The sequence below is a fragment of the Streptosporangium sp. NPDC053982 genome, from assembly GCF_055585205.1.
This window is the reverse complement of the sequence record NZ_JBVJKQ010000008.1, coordinates 247,856-264,080: the sequence shown is the minus strand read 5'-3', so window position 1 is coordinate 264,080 and position 16,225 is coordinate 247,856. Positions and strand designations below refer to the sequence as shown.

Genomic DNA, 16,225 nt, shown 5'->3' with positions numbered 1-16,225 from the left:
TTCCGCTCATGTCTGATGCCGACTTCACCCCCCTCCGCGTCACCTACCGGACGCTCGGGCTCGACACCCTCCACCGCATCCGCGCGTGGGCGCAGCAGAAGGGCCACCCCGTCAGCGAGCGTGGCCGCCTCGCGCCGGAGATCATGGATGCCTTCTTCGCCGCCCATCCCGAGGTCCACGAGCAGGCGGAGAAGTTCGAGATGGTCCACGCCACCGCGAGAACCCCCGGCGCGTCACCGTGAGGACTACGAGTGGCAGGGGGACGACCGGCTCGGGGACATCTACACGATCGTTCTCGTTTGCGGGCTCGACGAGCACGAGGTGCTGCGCCGGCTCGGCGCCGAAGACGGGGACATCCGGCTGATCGAGGATGAGGACCACTCTCTGCCGGAGGGACCTGCGATCATCACCGTGAGGCGAATCGGGGACTGGACCGTCGCGATCGAGGACTGTGGCGGGCGCGGCGTGGAATGGGACGTCCTGGGCGCCCTGTCGCGCGATGGCGGAGAGGCCGTGGCGGTGCAGCGACATGACTTCGCCCAGCACCTCATCGCCCATGCCGCCGACGGCCGGCTCATCACCGCCGTCAACCCGGCGTTTCCCATCGACAGACAGGGCGCGGACCCCGACCGGCTCAACCGGCACCTCCGCGAACTGGGCATCGACCCGGCCGCCGACGACCACCTCGACAACCCCGTCCCGGCAGCCCTGGCACTCGCCGGCCGGATCACCGGCGTCATCATCGGTCCACACCATCTCGGCCGCCCCATTCTCGGCGCCGCCATACCTGGCGCCTACTCCTGACCCGGCCGCTACGTCCGCCTCGGTGAGACCTCCGCCCGGAGATCAAAGCCGGTCGGGGCTCCGGCGTTCACCTAACGATGTGCTCGCTCTGCCCCGCCGGCGCCGAACGTAGGACATCGTGGTGTCATGCCGCGCCTCTTCCCCCTCGCCTTGGCCGCCGGTGGGGCTGTGCTTCTCATCGTCATCGCGCTGTCGGCGTTGGGCCCGTTGAATCTGGCCACCGTCCGGCCGACGCTGAATCAGGTGCTGGAGGTGGTGAAGCTTGCCCTGGCCGTGGTGGCGGGGGTCGGCGGGGTGGTCGCCCTGGTGGTGGCCTATCGGAGACATCGCGTCACCGAGGCGGGGGAAGTCGTGAGCAGACCAAGCTGTATGCCGAACAAGAACGGAACCCGATGCAAGGCTTCATCGCCGCGTCGGAACCCGGCCTGGCAGTCACCCGGTGATCAGCCTTGGCCGTGGCCGTTGATCAGCCAGCGGCCACCGGTTCGCTCCAGGAAGAACCGCTCGCTGTAGGGGCCGTCCTCCGTCGTGTAGAACTCGCACTGCTCGAAGGTGTAACTCACCGGCACCCGCACACACCGCCGTATGTCCCCGCAACTCTCCACCTCGGGCTCGCCGACCTCCACGTCGGTCAGGCTGGTCCAGTTGGCGAAGCCGCTGTCCACACTCCTGAACTCGGCCTCGTACTGCGGACTGCGACGATCCCACATGGCCCGGCCGGTCCTGTCGTCATGGCCCGCCATGGCCTCCAGGTATCTCCGGACCACCTCGGCCGGAGATGCCTCCTCGGGTGGCGGCGCCACGCGATGCACCTCGGCCTTCCCCCCGCATGTTCCGCATCCGGACACCAAGCCGGAACCGAGCACGACGCAAACCGCGAGCGGCAACCCGATCCTCCTCATCACAACCCCCGGTCGTCGGCGGGCCCCCGGACGGCGTCCGCCGACGACCACTCTCGACAACCCCATTCCGGCGGCCCTGGCACTCGCCGGCCGGATCACCGGCGTCATCATCGGCCCGCACCATCTCAGCCGCCCTGTTCTGGGCGCCGCCATACCTGGTGCCTCCTCCTGACCCCGGCCGCTACGTCCGCCTCGGTGAGATCTCCGCCCGAAGACCAACGCCGGTCGGGGCTTCGTGGGCGATCGATCCCGCGAGCCGTTCGACGGCCGAGAGCAGCCCGATCGGCGGCAGGGTCAGGTCGAGGGCGTGCCGGACGATCTCGATGCCCGTGCCGCGCACCACGTGCCGGTACGGCTCGGCCTCCCCCTCGGCGTACACCAGGTGGCCCCGGTCGAGGCCGAGCACCGTGCAGTACGCCAGCATCTGGTACAGGTCGGCGTTGTGGCCGTCGGGGCCGGTGGAGATCTTGTACTTGGCGTCCACCACCCCCGCCGGGACCTCCCGCCCGTCGGGACCGGCGGCGTAGCGCACCAGGTCGGGCCTGAGGCGGACCCGCTCGCCGTGGTCCAGGTGGTGACGGCGGTCCTGCGGATCGCAGCGCCCGCCGTACGGCCGCAGCGCCTCGGTCAGGGCCACCGTCACGAAGTCCTCGAACACCCGCCACATCTCCACGAGCAGGCCGTCCACCCGGACGGCGGTGCCGTCGTCGAGTTCGTAGGAGGCGCCGCGCAGTACGAGCTCTGTCAGCCCGAGCGCGGTGTGGTAGCGGGTGTTGAGCCGGCTGGGCCGCCAGACCGGCGCGGGCCGCCCCGGCACCGGCGGGGTGACGCCCGCCAGCCTGGCGATGACGTGCCGCAGCGTCCTGCGGGTCGGTACGGCGAGGCCCGGCAGCCGCAGCAGCCGCGCCGAGGCGGCCAGCAGCAGCCGGTTCTCGGCGATGTCGACGGTGTAGTCGTCGTAGCGGACCTCGACCGGCAGCGGCAGGCCGTACCGGCGGCGGAGCTGGTCGGCCTCGCGGATCCGGCCGCGGACGACCGGCAGCGCCTCCTCCGCCTCCCGGTATCCCTGGAGCACGCCCTGCCGCAGGGCGCGGTCGGCGGCCCTGGCGTAGGCGTGCGCCAGCGCGGGGAGCAGGTCGGGGTGCTCCCCGGCGTCCACCTCCTCCTGCCGCCAGCCGCCGAGCCGGCGGGCATATCCGAGGAGGAAGAAGACGCGGTCCACCGGGACCTTCGGGGCGATCCGCACCTCCACCCCGCCGATGACGGCCGCGCCGACGTAGCCGTTGTCGCGGACCCGCCACAGCCCGGCGTGCGGGCCAGGGGTCACCCGGACGGCCTTCGCCGCCGCCAAAGCCGCCGCCTGCCCGGCCGTCAGCTCGCACTCGACCGGCGGGGCCCCCTCCACCAGGATGATCACGAAGCGGGCTCCCCGGCCGCCTCTTCCGGATCCTGGTCGAGTCTGAGGGCCTTCCGCAGCGCGGGCAGGCCGTACCGCTGGAAGACGTCAATGCCGTCGCCGTAGTGGTGCTCCTCCAGCAGCGGCAGGATCTGCGTCCGCCAGACCCGCTCGAAGCCCCTGCCGTCCCGATGGATGCCCTCCCGCATGAGGTAGGAGGGGCCGATCTTGAAGTCGCGGTCGTCGATGCGGGCGTTGAGCTCGGCCAGGAGGCGGGCCGCGTCGTCCGGCAGGTCCCGCTCCCCGAGCCACCGGCCGAGCATCTCCCGGGTCGGCGTCTCCTCCGGATGCAGCTCGACGAACGCGAACCGGCGCCGCATGGCCGCGTCGACCAGGGCGATCGACCGGTCAGCGGTGTTCATCGTGCCGAGGATGACGAGGTTCTCCGGCAGGGTGAACGCCTGGCCTGTCCCCTCGGCGGAGGAGTAGAGCAGGTCGATGGCCCTCCTGCGGTACTCCAGCAGGAAGTACAGCTCCCCGAATATCTTCGCCAGGTTGCCGCGGTTGATCTCGTCGATGATCAGGACGTACGGTTCCTCGGGCCGCTGCCGGGCGGCGTCCACCAGGCGCAGCAGCGGTCCGGGCAGCGGCTTGAAGGTCACCCCCTGCCCGTCGGGGGTCTGCACCGGCCGGAACCCCTCGAAGAAGTCCTCGTAGGAGTAGGCCGGGTGGAACTGCACGAGCTTGACGTTCTCCGGCCTGCCGCCCGCCAGGAAGTGCGCGAGCTCCTGGGCGAGATAGGTCTTGCCGGTGCCAGGCGGCCCGTAGAAGACCAGCTGCGGACGGTCGCGGAGCAGTTCGACGCACTCCTGCAGCCAGTCACGGTCGACGAGCAGCGTCCTGGCCAGCTCGTCGTCGGCGTCGGGGAGCGTCATCCTCCGGGCGACCGGGGGTCTCGGCAGTTCCGGCCTGCTCAGCCGTTCCAGTTCCTCGGCGAACTCCGTCAGGTTCAGCACGTCATGCTGGGTCGCGAACTTCGCCGATATCTCGGCCCGCAGGTCGTCGGCGCGGTTCAGCGGCGACTCCGCGTTCAGCCAGGTGACCGTACGCCGCAGGTCGGAAAAACCGTCATCGTCGGGTTCGAACACCGGGCCTCCGGTGAGGTGACCCAGGTAGATCCTGTCCCCGTCCTCGGTGAGCACCAGGTCGTTCTCCCGCATCCGCGACAGGAACGCGTAGAACTCGGCCGTTTTCTTCACCCGCTCTCCGTAGGAGGCGTCCTCATAGTCCTCGTCCACGGCCGCCCGGACCGCTTCCTGGCTCACGCCCGGCGGCAGCTCACGCAGCCTGGCAGCCGGAAGCGAACAGTAGCCCTCCGCCAGCCAGTCCGGCACCAGGTTCCCGCCCCGCACGTTGGAGCCCCGGACGAACCAGGCGCGGCGCGAGCGCTCTGAGCCACCGGAATCCGCATCCGGGTTCGTGTCCGCGTCCTCGTCGAGGAGCTGGCGCAGGTCGGCGCCGGAGATCCGCCGCCCCGCCGGTGCCATGCCGAGTACGGCGTGCAGCCCCTCCTCGTCGAGCATCTTCTGCCAGGTCCTGCGCAGACGCTCGTCGGCGTGGGCGTCTTCCGGAATGCCGCCGTCCCGATCGAGCACTCGGTGCCAGCCCTCGGGCCGCTCCCCCTGAAGCCACCCGACCAGGTGGGGAGCGTCCACACCCGTCTGGGCCGCCAGGTCCTCGGCCGGGACCCAGTGCCCTACGGGTACGGCCTCCAGCAGGCGCTCGACAGCCTCGAATCTCTTCCTGTTCTTCTCCCAGTAGACATATCCGGTATGCGACTCGGCGACGAAAGAGGAAACGTCCCTATGCCGCTCGAGGGCGAGACTGCCGAGCGGGGTCAGGTACCAGCGGCCATGCGCCTTGGTGATCCAACCGGACTTCCCCAGGCCACCGCTCTTCCATCGGAGAGCCAGTTCCGGCGTATTACTCGCCACCCCTCCCTTGCTCCACTCCTGGGCCAGATCTGGCATCTGACTCTGAACCAGGAGCAAAATCTCATAAACAGGCAGGCCCTCGGGGTGATCGGCCAGAACCCGGGCGGCCATAAACAAGATCTGTCGGGTGAGCTCCGTCCGCGACGTCATAGCTGCAAGATCGGCAAATCCAACCTGATCATTACACCCGCAGCCGACGTCCCGACGGCCGGTTCACAGCCGACGGCATCCCGGGCCACCTGCGCTGTAACGCTCAGGCGGTACGGCGGATCCGCTCCAGGTGGTCTCGCCCAGAGCAGTGCGACAACCCCGGCGCAGGGGATGCGGGCGTCCTCGATCGTTGGGGTTCCGCCGCAGGTCGCGGAGTTCACCATCCAATCTTCCGAAGCCGCAGCGGATGACTGCACCGGGGCACCCTTCGGTAGCGTGCTCGCATGACGGAGCTCGGAGATCTCGCCGACCGCCTGCGGCGGTTCGCGCGGGAGCGCGACTGGGAGCGGTTCCACACGCCCAAGAACCTCGCCATGGCGTTCGCCGGAGAAGCCGGCGAACTCGTAGCGGAGTTCCAGTGGCTGACGCCCGAGGAGTCGGCCGCGGTCATGGACGATCCTGAGGCCGCCGAACGCGTCAGGTCCGAGCTGGCCGACGTCGTCACCTACCTGGTCCGCCTCGCCGACGTGCTGAACGTGGACCTCATCAAGGCCACCCACGCCAAAATCGACCAGAACGAGAAACGCTTCCCGGTACGGACCACGCGAGGACGGGCCGGGAGGGCGTCATCCGACACCGTCTGACGGCGCGACGCCTTTCCGGTCCGACTGCGACGGTCCGACGGCACGCTGGACCGGAACGACCGACGCGAGGACGACGGTGCATGAGAACAGCATCGACCAGAATAAAAACCGCTTTCCGATAGAAACCCTCGAAGACCGGCTGAAAGCCCCTGCCACTCGTCTGATTTCGTCGGAAGATCGCTGTAATGTTCCTGGCGTAGTGATGCGGCCCGACGGGCTTCCGCTGATCGTCTGATCACCTGATCGCTTGATCGTCTGATCCACGCGGACACGCCCCCATACCGCACGAGTCTCTCGTGCTGCCTGGGGGTAGGTCCGTGACGGCGTTCCGGCACTCCGCCGAAGGTCTGGCCAGACTGGCGACCGACGGCTCGGTTCCCGAAAGACGGCTCAGCGAGGTCATCGCCGAGTGTCTCCGAAGGACGGCGCGGATCAACCCCTCCCTGGCTGAGCGCAGGTCGTGGGAGCGCAGCCTTCCCGTCCTCGCCCAGGACCTCCTGGACGCCGGGCTCGGCGGCGTCGAGATGCTGGTGGAGTACCAGCTCCCGCTGACCAGCAAGCGGGCCGACGTGGTGCTCGCCGGGGTGGATCGCCGTACGGGCGAAGACGCCTACGTGGTCGTGAAGCTCAAGCAGTGGAGCCGCGCGGAGCGGTTCGAGGACGATCCGAAGCTGGTGCTCGTCGAGGGCCTGCCGGGCGGCCCCAGGCTGCACCCGTCGTTTCAGGTACGGGACTACTGCGACTACCTCGCCGACTTCGTCGGCGCCCTGGCCGGCCGGGACGATGCGCTCCGGGGTGTGGCCTACCTGCACAACGCCGCCGACCTCGACGTCGAGGACCTCTACGGGCACGTCCAGGACGAGCGCACCCGGCTGTTCACCAAGACCCGGCGCGGCGCCTTCGTCGACTACCTTCGGGACCGGTTCGCCCCGCTTCCGGGAGCAGGTGCGGCCGACCGGCTGCTGAGCAGCGCCGTACGGCCCTCCAAGCAGCTCCTCAAGCTCGCCGCCGAGGAGATCAGGGATCGTAAGCAGTTCGTCCTGTTGGACGAGCAGCGGCTGGCCTACGAGATCGTCCTGAACGCCGTGGACCGGGCGCGCGGGGCCGACTCCAAGGAGGTCGTCATCGTCTCCGGCGGCCCGGGAAGCGGCAAGAGCGTCATCGCGCTGTCCCTGCTGGGCGAGCTGTCGCGGCAGGGGCGGACCGTGCTGCACGCCACGGGTTCCCGCTCCTTCACCGAGACGCTGCGCCGTGTCCCCGGCAAGGGCTCCTCGAAGGTGAAGGGCCTGTTCAAGTACTTCAACAGCTTCATGCAGGCCGAACGGAACGGCCTCGACGTGCTGGTCTGCGACGAGGCGCACCGGATCCGCGAGACCTCGCAGAACCGCTACACCCCCGCCCGGCTGCGCAGCGACCGCCGCCAGATCGACGAGCTGATCGACGCCGCGCGGGTGCCGGTCTTCCTGCTGGACGAGCACCAGGTCGTACGGCCCGGCGAGCTGGGCACCGTCGCCGAGATCAGGGAGCACGCCGAGGCCCGCGGGTTCCGCGTCCACGAGGTCTCCCTCGACGGACAGTTCCGCTGTGGCGGCAGCCGCGCCTACGAGCAGTGGGTGCTGCGCCTGCTCGGCCTGGACGGCGACGGCCCCGAAGCATGGACCGGCGACGACCACTTCGCCGTGTCCCTGGCGGACTCGCCGTACGAGTTGGAGTCCCTCCTACGCGACAGGCAGAAGAAGGACTACTCCGCCCGCATGACGGCCGGTTTCTGCTGGCCGTGGAGCGACCCGCGCAAGGACGACACCCTCGTCCACGACGTCCGGATCGGCGACTGGTCCCGTCCTTGGAACGTCAAGGGCGACCGAGCCGTGGGCGACGCGCCGCCGAGCGCAATGTGGGCGACGCAGGATGGCGGCTTCGAGCAGATCGGCTGCGTCTACACCGCCCAGGGCTTCGAGTACGACTGGAACGGCGTCATCCTCGGCCCCGACCTGGTCTACCGCGACGGCCGGCTCGTCACCGTCCGTTCCGCCAGCAAGGACCCGGCCCTCACCAAGAAGGTCACCGACGAGCAGGCCGACCGCCTGATCAGGAACACCTACAAGGTCCTGCTCACCCGCGGGATGGTGGGCACCTTCATGTACTCCACCGACCCGCGGACCCAAGAGTTCCTGCGCGGGCTCGTCCAGGACTGAACACGCGGCGAGCCGGCCGTCGCGGTGGACCGGGTCCAGGACTGAACGCGTGAGCCGCTCCGGAGACTCAGGGCCAGCGCTCGGCGGCCACCAGTCGTCCTCCCGTCACCAGGGGCCGCAGCGCCTGAATCGCCGCGGCCCGGCTGAGGTCCTCGTGATACGCCTGGTTGCCGAAGCTGCGCAGGCAGCCGTAGCAGGAGGTCTCCTCGCCGCAGTCGCAGTCCGACACCCTGGCGTGGGCGGTCTCCACGACGTCGTCCAGGGATCGGGCGATGCGCAGCACGCTCCCCGCCCCGCCGGGCACGGCGTCGAACATGACCAGCCCGGTCTCGCCGCCCGGCTGGGCGTACAGCGTGCCGCCGAGGTCGTCCCGGCTGAGTTCCAGCCGCTCGGCCGCCCCCTCCAGCAGGGCGTAGAGGGTGGAGCGCCAGTGCGCGGGGCCCGCCGCCAGCGGCATGGCCAGGCGGTCGAAGACCAGCTCGAGGAGGTCGGTCTCGTAGGGGTGGGCGAGCGAGCGCCGCCGCAGGGGTCCGGAGCACTCGGACCCCCGCAGGAGATGGGTGTGCGTCTTGGCTGCCCGTGTGTTCAGGGGCATCCCCGCGCCGCACCAGTCGCAGATCAGGTAGCCGCCCCCGGTCGGTCCCTCGGAGAGGGCGATCAGCCGGCCGCGTGAGCCGGCGCGGCCCCAGAGCGTCCCGCCGTTCGGCGCCTTCCAGGTGGTCTCCTCCACCTCGGCGGCCAGCGACAGGACGTGCGTCGCGCCGTTCCAGCTCCGCTTCGGCGGGGTGGTCGTCGTCTTCGACGGCTTGGCGTCCGCGACGAAGCCGAACTCCGGCACGTAGTACTGCCGGGATGCCTGCCGCGCCACGGTCGAGCAGGAGGGGCACGCCGGGTCGAGAGGCTCGTCGCTCTCGCGGTAGTGCTGGCAGTGCTCACAGACCAGGTAGTGCTTGCCGACGAGTTCCCGGTCCGGCAGCCGGTAGACCCCTCCCGAGCGCCACAGCAGGCCGCCCGCGACGACCTCGGCGCCGGGCGCGTACTCGTAGATGGCGGCCGACAGATCGCGGGTAAGCTCCAGCTTGGCGCCGACCGCCTCGCCCGAGTAGGACGTCCGCAGCTCCACGGTGTCGACGGGGAAGCCGTACTTGGGCAGCACGTTGCGGTTGGCGAGGTAGCCGAGCAGGTTGCGCCGGGTCAGCGTGTTGACCGTCTTGGCGTACCGGGCGACCAGGTGGTCCTGGCGCGCCTCGTACGCCTGGCGGCGTCGCTCCTCGAAGATCGCCACGTCGTAGGCGAGCTGGGCCCTGACCTCTTCGAGCAGTTCCCCCAGCCTGTCGACCCACGCGCCGTCGTTCACGCCGATCTCCCGCTGCACCTCGGGAGGAAGCACCCGCAACAGTGACTCCATGACGTCGCGCGGCACGGGCGACAGGAAGGACCGCACCCGTGAGGCGGCCACCGTCCCGGCCTGGGGCAGGAAGAACTCGCCCGCGGTCGCCCACGTCTCCCCGGTGGTCCGCCGGGCGTGCCGGAAGAACGCCGACAGCGCGATCGAGTGGGCGTGCCGCCGGTCGATGCGCTCGTTGCCCAGCGGCACGTACGGCGCGCGCACCTCACCGGCGATCATCGACACGGGGTCCTGGTAGCGGGAGAGGTCGTGCGAGCGCCGCTGCGCGTAGGTGACCACGAGCGCCGCCGAGTCCGTACGGCGTCCCGCGCGCCCGGCTCGCTGGACGTAGTTGGCGGTGGTCGGGGGCATGTTGCGCAGCACGACCGACTGCAGCTCACCGACGTCCACGCCGAGCTCGAACGTGGTGGAGCACGACAGGACGTTGACCTCGCCGCGCAGGAACCGCTGCTGGATGTCGGCCGCCTCCAGGCCGGTCCACTGGGCCGTGTGCTCCCGGGCGACCAGCGGCACCGGGGTCATGGACCGGTACATCGCCCGGTAGTGGTTGTCGTCCTCGGCCGTCGGCGGAACGGAGAACGGCCTGAGCGCGCCCCGGCAGCCCATGGTCGGGCAGACCTCGCGGACGGAGACGGCGGTGACCCTCCGGCACAGGTCGCAGCGGTGCAGGGGCCGGTCCGGTTCGGCGGGCGCGAGCCGCAGCCAGGTGTGGTCCATCTGCCGGACCGTCCCCAGGCCGCGGACGGTGTCGGCGGCGAGCCAGCCGTCCCGCTGCGCGGTGATCAGCTTCCAGCATCCGCGCAGCACCTCCATGGGGTCGGCGGGCGCGCCGAGCCTCTCCAGGACGCGGATCACGTAGTCGAGGCGGCGGTTCATCCCCCGGGTGGGCAGCCAGCTCAGCACCTTCCGGGGCGGCTCGGAGCCGTCCTCGCGCACGTAGATGGGACCGCGACGGGGGTCGAACGCCTCGTCGCGGGGGTCGACCTCCTCCGGCATGGTGACGACGCCCTGCTGACGCAGGCTGCGCAACAGCTCCGACAGCAACGCCCAGCCCTCCTCGGCGGACAGGCCGAGAGAGCGCAGCACCGGCGGTACGGTCCACCGCCGGTCGCGGTCCAGGTCGACCCGCAACAGGCCCAGCCCTTCCAGGGACTGGCGGTCGTCCAAGGCGACGAGCTCCCGCATGACCCACAGGGCCGCCTCGCGTTCGCGCTGCTGGCGGGACATGCGCCGGGTGAAGACGTGCGCCCGGTCGGCGGCCTTGGCCACGTGGTAGGTGAGGTCGGCGACGCCGACCGCCTCGTCGTCGCGGGTGGCCGCCGTGAGCCCTTCGAGGATGAGGCGGCGGTGCTGGATGCCGGAGTAGCTGGATTCGAGGTAGGGGGCGAAGAAGGCGGCCGCCTGCCGGCTGTCGCTGAACGACAGGAGCTTGCGCCCCTCCCCCGGCTGGTCGGCCAGGTCATCGGCGGCGGGCGGCAGCGCCTGGTAGAGAGCGCTGGCCAGGACGGCCACCGCCGCGTCGTTGCCGCTCTCGAACCGCCGGACCATCCCCGTGCCCCGCGCGCCGCAGGAGACGCAGCCCGACGGGGAGTCCTGGTGGGTGTTGAGCCGCCGGACCGGCCAGAGCGTCGTCGAGTCGCAGCCCTTCCGCCCGCACAGGAGCCGGGGCGAGGAGTGCAGCCCTCCGCAGGAGGCGCAGAGGAACGCGTCCTCCCCGGTGACCCGTGTGGCGCCCTCCATGTCCTCGTCGTCCTCGTCGGCCACGACGGGAGAGTCGCCGAGGAGCAGCCACACCCGGCGCTCGTCCTTCTTGATCCTCGGCGCGAAGACGTGGCCGTCGTCGCCCGGCCGTACCGCGCCGAGCAGGTGGACGGCGCCGCAGCGCTTGCACGCACCGAACTCGAACACGGCCCCGCGGCAGGAGTCGCAGACCTCCCGGCGGCCCAGGGAGACATGCGGGCCGGTCTCGGTGAGGCAGGTGAACGCCCCTTCGGTGGCCCGCGCGAAGAGGTGGTAGCGGGCGGACAGCACCGGGGAGCCGGCCGCGTCGCGGACCTTGCTGCCCACGGCCACCAGCGCGGCCAGAGCCGTCTCCGGCCGCTCGTGGGGGTCGAAGAGCAGTCCGGCGAGCTCGCCGAACGATTCGGGCGCGGCGGCCAGCCGGGTGCGCAGCTCGGCCATGCCCCGCTCGTGGGCCAGCGCCGTCCCGGGGTCGTCGGCGGTGAAGCCGTGCTCCTTGGCCAGCCGCAGCAGGTCAGCGCCGGGGTCTCCGGCCGCGGCCAGCTCGCGGTACGCCTCGGCCGGCAGCGGCCCCCAGAAGGGTTCGGCGGGCATCCTCACCCGGGTGGCCCGCACCAGGTCCTGCCGGGAGGTGTCCCCGGGCTCCCACTCGAAGGGCACGTTGAACAGCTTGGTGGCGAAACCGGTCACCGCGGCCGGGTCGTCGCCGACCGTCGCGCTCGTGGCGATGCACTGCAACGTCTGCCCCGGGGCGACCCGGTCGTGCAGGCGGCGCAGCAGCATGGCCAGCTCGGCGGCCTTGGCGCCGTCGTAGACATGCGCCTCGTCGAGTGCGACGAACCTCCAGCCCTGCCCCTCGAACAACTCCAGGTCGGCGGGCCGCAGCAGGAGATACTCCAGCATGGCGTAGTTGGTCAGCAACAGGTGGGGCGGCGTGGCCCGCATCTCCTCCCGGCTGAGGAGCTCGTTGGGCAGCCGGGGCTGGTCGGGGTTGAGTGATTCGAACGTGTCCGCGCCCACCCGGGCGCTTTCCGGGGTGTCACCGGTGTAGCGGCCGAAGGTGATCTGCGGCACGTGCCCGAGCAGTTCGCGCAGCCGCTTGAGCTGGTCGTTGGCCAGCGCGTTCATCGGGTAGAGGAGCAGCGCCCGCACCCCGGGGCCGAGTCCGCCACGTGAGTGCTCGGCGAGCAGCGAGTTGAGGATGGGCAGCAGGAAGCTCTCGGTCTTGCCGGAGCCGGTTCCGGTGGCGACCACCAGGTTACGTCCCTGTACGGCCTTGCGGAGCGCGTTCTCCTGGTGTCGGTACAGCGGCCTGTCGAGCGGCAGTTTGGTGCCGGCCAGCGCGTGGAACGCCGGGTCGAGGACGCCCTCGGCGATGAGCCCTTCCGGGGTGGCCCCGGTCGCGTACGGCGGGGTGGCCTCCAGCAGCGGCCCCTTGGTCAGCATGGGACTGCGGGAGATCTCCGCCGCCAGCGCCTCCGCGATGCGCGGCTCGCGCACCGGCAGCAGCGACCGCAGGTAGCGGCGGTAGCTGGCGATGATCAGGTCGCTGGTGCCCAGCGGGTCCAGAGTGTGGCTCACTGCGTCTCCGTCCTCTCTGCCTTCTCGTCGAGCTTCTCGCCGGCCCGCTCGGCTCCGGCCAGGAGCTCGGCCAGGATGAGGTCGGTGGTCACGAGCTGGGGGGCCACGGCGGCGAGCCTGGCCCAGTCGGCACGGAACGTCTGCTCCGCGGACCGGCATCCGGCGTCGCCTCTGGCGGCGAGCCGGGCGGTGAGCGCGAACGCCGCCGAGGCCGCCGAGAGGGCGTACCAGCCGCCCCTGCCTCCCGGGTGGCCGCGCTGTTCGAGCTGGCGCACGAGGCGTGGCCGCCGGATCAGCGTGCGCGCCGTTCTAACGACATACGAGGCGAGCCTGCCGAGCTCGCCGACGGCGTCCTCCTCCCGCAGGTCGAAGAGGCGGCGCGCGGCGGCGGCCCGGCTGTCGGCGTCGAGCAGCGCGCGGGGCACGACGTCGGCGGCCCGCCAGATGCCCTCGATCTGCTCGGGGGTCAGGTGGACCATCCGCTCGACCTCGGGGCCGAACCGCCCGACCGCCGCGTGCGGGTCGGATCCCTTCTCCCTGATCTCGGTCAGGGAGTCCCCGCACTGCCGTTCCGCCGCCGCTCGGCAGTCGCCGTCGGCGAGGTCCCCGGCGAGTACGGCGGCACCCGGTAGGACGGGCCACATCTTCCGGGCCGCCGCGGCGCGTTCGAGGTCCGGTACGGCCGTCGCCGCCAGGCCGGAGGAGATCAGCGCGACCAGGGCGCGACCGGGTTCGAGGCCCAGCTCGGCCAGCGCGACCAGCGCGGCGGACGGGCGCCGCTGCAACGGCCGCGAGCACTCCTGGAGGAACCTCTGCACGTCGGAAGGGGCGCAGAGCTCCCGGGCGAGCTCCACCATGACCCAGACCCGCCCGAGGTCCTCGACCTCCTGCGGGCACTCCCCCTCCCCGGCGGCGAACCGGGACAGGGCCGTCTCCTCCGGGTCGTCGCCGGTCAGGTGGCCCCGCCCGTCCACCGGCAGGAAGTGCTCGGGCCAGCGCGGCCACTCCGCGGGCGCCCACTGCTCCTCGACCTGGAGGAACACCAGGAGCGGCCCGGCGTCCCGCAGTTCCTCGGGCAGCGGCACCAGGCCGCCGTCCTCCACCGGCACGATCCAGGGTTCGCGCCAGGGGGCCGTCGTGGCGTAGACGCCCGCGGTGAGCCCCTCGACGGCCGCGCAGTCGTCGAGCCTGAGGTGGTCGCCGGCGTGCTCGGCGCCCAGCGCGAGTCGGCGGGGCCGTACGCTCGCGAGCCGGACGACCTCGTCGTCCACCTCCAGCAGCAGGTCGGCCCGCTGGTACGCCCTGACCGTGTCGGCGATCCTGACCAGGTCGTACCGGGCCGTTCCGCCCTGGATCCGGCCGCTGGCCGGGACGTCCTGGACGACCCCGCTCCCGGCGGCCACCCGCATCGGCGGGAGAGCGCGGGCCTCCGGGACCCGCACGAGGAGCGCCCCCGGCTCGTCGGAGAACTCGTCCGTGACGAGCCACAACGGCCCGGCCTGCCAGCCCTGTGCGTCGGCGCCGCCCTCGCGCAGCACCTGGACGTGCGGAGGGGTGACCACCAGCGGCTGGGAGCCCTCCTCCGTCCGGTACTCGGCCACCTCCCTGAGCCGGTCGGCGGAAAAGGACAGCACACGAGGGTTGGCCCGGGCTCCGACGGCCGCCGACAGCTCGGCCCGCCCGTCGGCCAGACCGGACATGCCGAACACCCGGACCCGGGGGGTGAACCGCACCCCCAGCCCCTCGGCGACGAACACCGTCCGCCGGACGCCGCGCCCGAGCGGGCCGCGGACCACGAGGTCGAAGGAGCCGAGCAGCGGCCGGGGCAGCCCGTCCCACAGGTCGGTGACCGAGCGGGGCTCGGTGGTCATGTAGCCGCGCGACAGGACGACGGTGTCGTCCCCGCTGCGGCGGACGTCGATCCGCCAGGTCGTCTCGGCCCCGACCTCACCCGGCAGCCACACCTCCGGCGCCCGCGCGTGGACCGGGGAACCGTACGGCGTGGCCACCCCCGGCACCGGGTCGCCGGTGACGACGCGCGGGTGGGAGTGGCCGCGCACCGGACGCCTGCTCCCGGGGATCCCGGCGAGCCCCAGCGAGCGCGCCCCCTCCAGCGAGACCTGCCGCAGGCACCAGCCGTTCCAACCCAGGGGGAGCTGCCCCTCGATCGTCACCGCGAGCGTGCCGTCCGCCACCAGCTCGTGCTCGGCCGGGTACACCGCCCACACCACGTCCGGGGGCAGCGGCAGGCTCGGCGGCAGTCGCCGGCCGTCCTCGGCGAAGACCAGCAGCGGCGCGGCGGGATCGACGACGGGCAGCTCGATCTGGTGGTTCCACCCCGCCAGCGCGACCACCGCCGTCCGGACCGGCCGGGGCAGCCCGAAGGAGGTCGAGGGGGCGCCCTCCGCCGCCCCGACCCACAGCGCCTGGCTGCGGACCGTGGTGGTCACCCCGTCTGCGGTGACGTTCCAGCGGGCGATCCCGTCGGGGGCGTCGCTGGTCGCGGGCAGCACCACCTCGACGCCGCGGCCGAAGGGGTCGAGGGCGATCCGGGGTCGTTCGGCCCGGGGCCCGCCCCCGCCGGCCGAACGCCGGGAGCCGAGGCCGAGACGCTTCTCGGCGGCCAGCTCCTGGGCGCGGACGACCACCCGGACCGGCAGCCCGACGCCGTCGAGGTCGGGGTCGGCGTCGCGGAGCCGGTCGAGCAGGTCGAAGCTGCGCTCGACGAAGTCGGCGGCGAACTCGGTGCCGTGCTGCAGGAAACGCCGCGCGGGCACGTCCAGCTCCTGGATGCGCTTCTCCTTGCCCGGCTCGGTCGCCCAGGCCAGGAACCCCTCGGCGTCCAGCCCCCGCTCCGCCGTCCGGCGCTGGACGATCAGCCGGAAGTAGTCCTCCAGGCAGAACGTCGGGATGCCGGTGTGCATGAGGATCGGGCCGAGGTACGGCATCGGCATGTCGGGAAAAGCCGGCAGGCCGAGGGAACCGAGCGCCGCCGCGAAGCCCTGTCCCCAGACGGCGCGGTCCTCTGGAAGGGCGGTGAACCGGATGGCGTTCCACAGCTCGGGCCAGAGCGTGCCCCGCCGGTAGCCGCGGGCGGCGATCCCGGTGACGGCGACCGCGACGCAGGCGGGCCAGCGGGTGAAGAACCTCTCGGGCGGCTTCCCGGCGGCCACCCATTTCTTGTAGACCGGCCCGAGCACCGCCGCGACCTGTTCGCTGTGGACGTCCTTGACGTCCACCTCGGCGACCAGGGACGAACCGCGCAGCCGCCTGGACCAGGCGTGTTCCCGGAGGTCGAGCAGCTCCAGCGGCTTGACCTTCCGTACGGACCCCGCTTTGGAACCTTCCATCCCAGAAAGGTAATGATCTTCAGCGGAATATGGAACAGGAAGCGGGAATCGATTTCGGTCT

At 71.6% G+C, this 16,225-nt stretch carries 10 protein-coding genes; 5 read left to right on the top strand and 5 right to left on the bottom strand.

What is annotated here, in order from left to right:
* Positions 1 to 8 precede the first annotated feature (8 nt).
* Together ACZ6W9_RS16575 and ACZ6W9_RS16570 are read left to right on the top strand one after the other, a co-directional pair.
* Complete coding sequence (locus tag ACZ6W9_RS16575; RefSeq protein ID WP_470118448.1) at positions 9 to 242, top strand: Lsr2 family DNA-binding protein; 234 nt, start codon at positions 9 to 11, stop codon at positions 240 to 242.
* Positions 148 to 804 carry a DUF6461 domain-containing protein gene (locus ACZ6W9_RS16570; protein WP_470118446.1) on the top strand — a complete coding sequence of 219 codons (657 nt, stop codon included), beginning with the start codon at positions 148 to 150 and terminating at the stop codon, positions 802 to 804. The genes ACZ6W9_RS16575 and ACZ6W9_RS16570 overlap by 95 nt, the downstream gene beginning before the upstream one ends.
* Before the next feature lie 443 nt (positions 805 to 1,247).
* On the opposite strand, the gene ACZ6W9_RS16565 is transcribed toward ACZ6W9_RS16570, so the two are convergent.
* The 3 genes from ACZ6W9_RS16565 to ACZ6W9_RS16555 all read right to left on the bottom strand — a co-directional run bounded on the left by ACZ6W9_RS16565 (position 1,248) and on the right by ACZ6W9_RS16555 (position 5,132).
* Positions 1,248 to 1,607, bottom strand: coding sequence for a hypothetical protein (locus ACZ6W9_RS16565; protein WP_470118444.1), 360 nt, complete (start codon positions 1,605 to 1,607; stop codon positions 1,248 to 1,250).
* Between the two features lie 280 nt (positions 1,608 to 1,887).
* Positions 1,888 to 3,123 (bottom strand): McrC family protein, encoded by a 1,236-nt coding sequence (locus tag ACZ6W9_RS16560; RefSeq protein ID WP_470118442.1) that lies wholly within the window; start codon positions 3,121 to 3,123, stop codon positions 1,888 to 1,890.
* Positions 3,120 to 5,132: an AAA family ATPase gene (locus ACZ6W9_RS16555; protein ID WP_470118440.1), complete on the bottom strand. Its 2,013-nt coding sequence runs from the start codon at positions 5,130 to 5,132 to the stop codon at positions 3,120 to 3,122. Before ACZ6W9_RS16555 ends, ACZ6W9_RS16560 begins: the two co-directional genes overlap by 4 nt.
* A 398-nt stretch (positions 5,133 to 5,530) precedes the next feature.
* Between ACZ6W9_RS16555 and ACZ6W9_RS16550 the strand changes: the two genes are divergently transcribed.
* From ACZ6W9_RS16550 to ACZ6W9_RS16540, 3 genes are all read left to right on the top strand, one after another.
* Complete coding sequence (locus ACZ6W9_RS16550; RefSeq protein WP_389960188.1) at positions 5,531 to 5,890, top strand: nucleotide pyrophosphohydrolase; 360 nt, start codon at positions 5,531 to 5,533, stop codon at positions 5,888 to 5,890.
* A 76-nt stretch (positions 5,891 to 5,966) separates the two neighbouring features.
* A complete protein-coding gene (locus tag ACZ6W9_RS16545; protein ID WP_389960186.1) occupies positions 5,967 to 6,125 on the top strand; it encodes a hypothetical protein in 159 nt (52 codons plus the stop codon).
* A gap of 82 nt (positions 6,126 to 6,207) precedes the next feature.
* The gene (locus ACZ6W9_RS16540) at positions 6,208 to 8,085 is read left to right on the top strand and encodes a DNA/RNA helicase domain-containing protein (RefSeq protein ID WP_470118437.1); all 1,878 of its coding nucleotides are present in this window, start codon (positions 6,208 to 6,210) and stop codon (positions 8,083 to 8,085) included.
* A gap of 67 nt (positions 8,086 to 8,152) precedes the next feature.
* Here ACZ6W9_RS16540 and ACZ6W9_RS16535 read toward each other — a convergent pair whose 3' ends face one another.
* Both ACZ6W9_RS16535 and ACZ6W9_RS16530 read right to left on the bottom strand, forming a co-directional pair.
* Entirely contained in the window at positions 8,153 to 12,814 is a 4,662-nt protein-coding gene (locus ACZ6W9_RS16535) for a DEAD/DEAH box helicase (RefSeq protein ID WP_470118435.1), read from the bottom strand.
* Entirely contained in the window at positions 12,811 to 16,164 is a 3,354-nt protein-coding gene (locus ACZ6W9_RS16530; protein ID WP_470118433.1) for a hypothetical protein, read from the bottom strand. Before ACZ6W9_RS16530 ends, ACZ6W9_RS16535 begins: the two co-directional genes overlap by 4 nt.
* Positions 16,165 to 16,225: the final 61 nt, after the last annotated feature.

What these genes read in the sequence shown, in the direction of transcription:
- ACZ6W9_RS16575 (WP_470118448.1), top strand. Translation starts at nt 9, where the DNA reads ATGTCTGATGCCGACTTCACCCCCCTCCGCGTCACCTACCGGACGCTC.
- ACZ6W9_RS16570 (WP_470118446.1), top strand. Translation starts at nt 148, where the DNA reads ATGCCTTCTTCGCCGCCCATCCCGAGGTCCACGAGCAGGCGGAGAAGT.
- ACZ6W9_RS16555 (WP_470118440.1), bottom strand. Translation starts at nt 5,132, where the DNA reads ATGCCAGATCTGGCCCAGGAGTGGAGCAAGGGAGGGGTGGCGAGTAAT.
- ACZ6W9_RS16550 (WP_389960188.1), top strand. Translation starts at nt 5,531, where the DNA reads ATGACGGAGCTCGGAGATCTCGCCGACCGCCTGCGGCGGTTCGCGCGG.
- ACZ6W9_RS16530 (WP_470118433.1), bottom strand. Translation starts at nt 16,164, where the DNA reads ATGGAAGGTTCCAAAGCGGGGTCCGTACGGAAGGTCAAGCCGCTGGAG.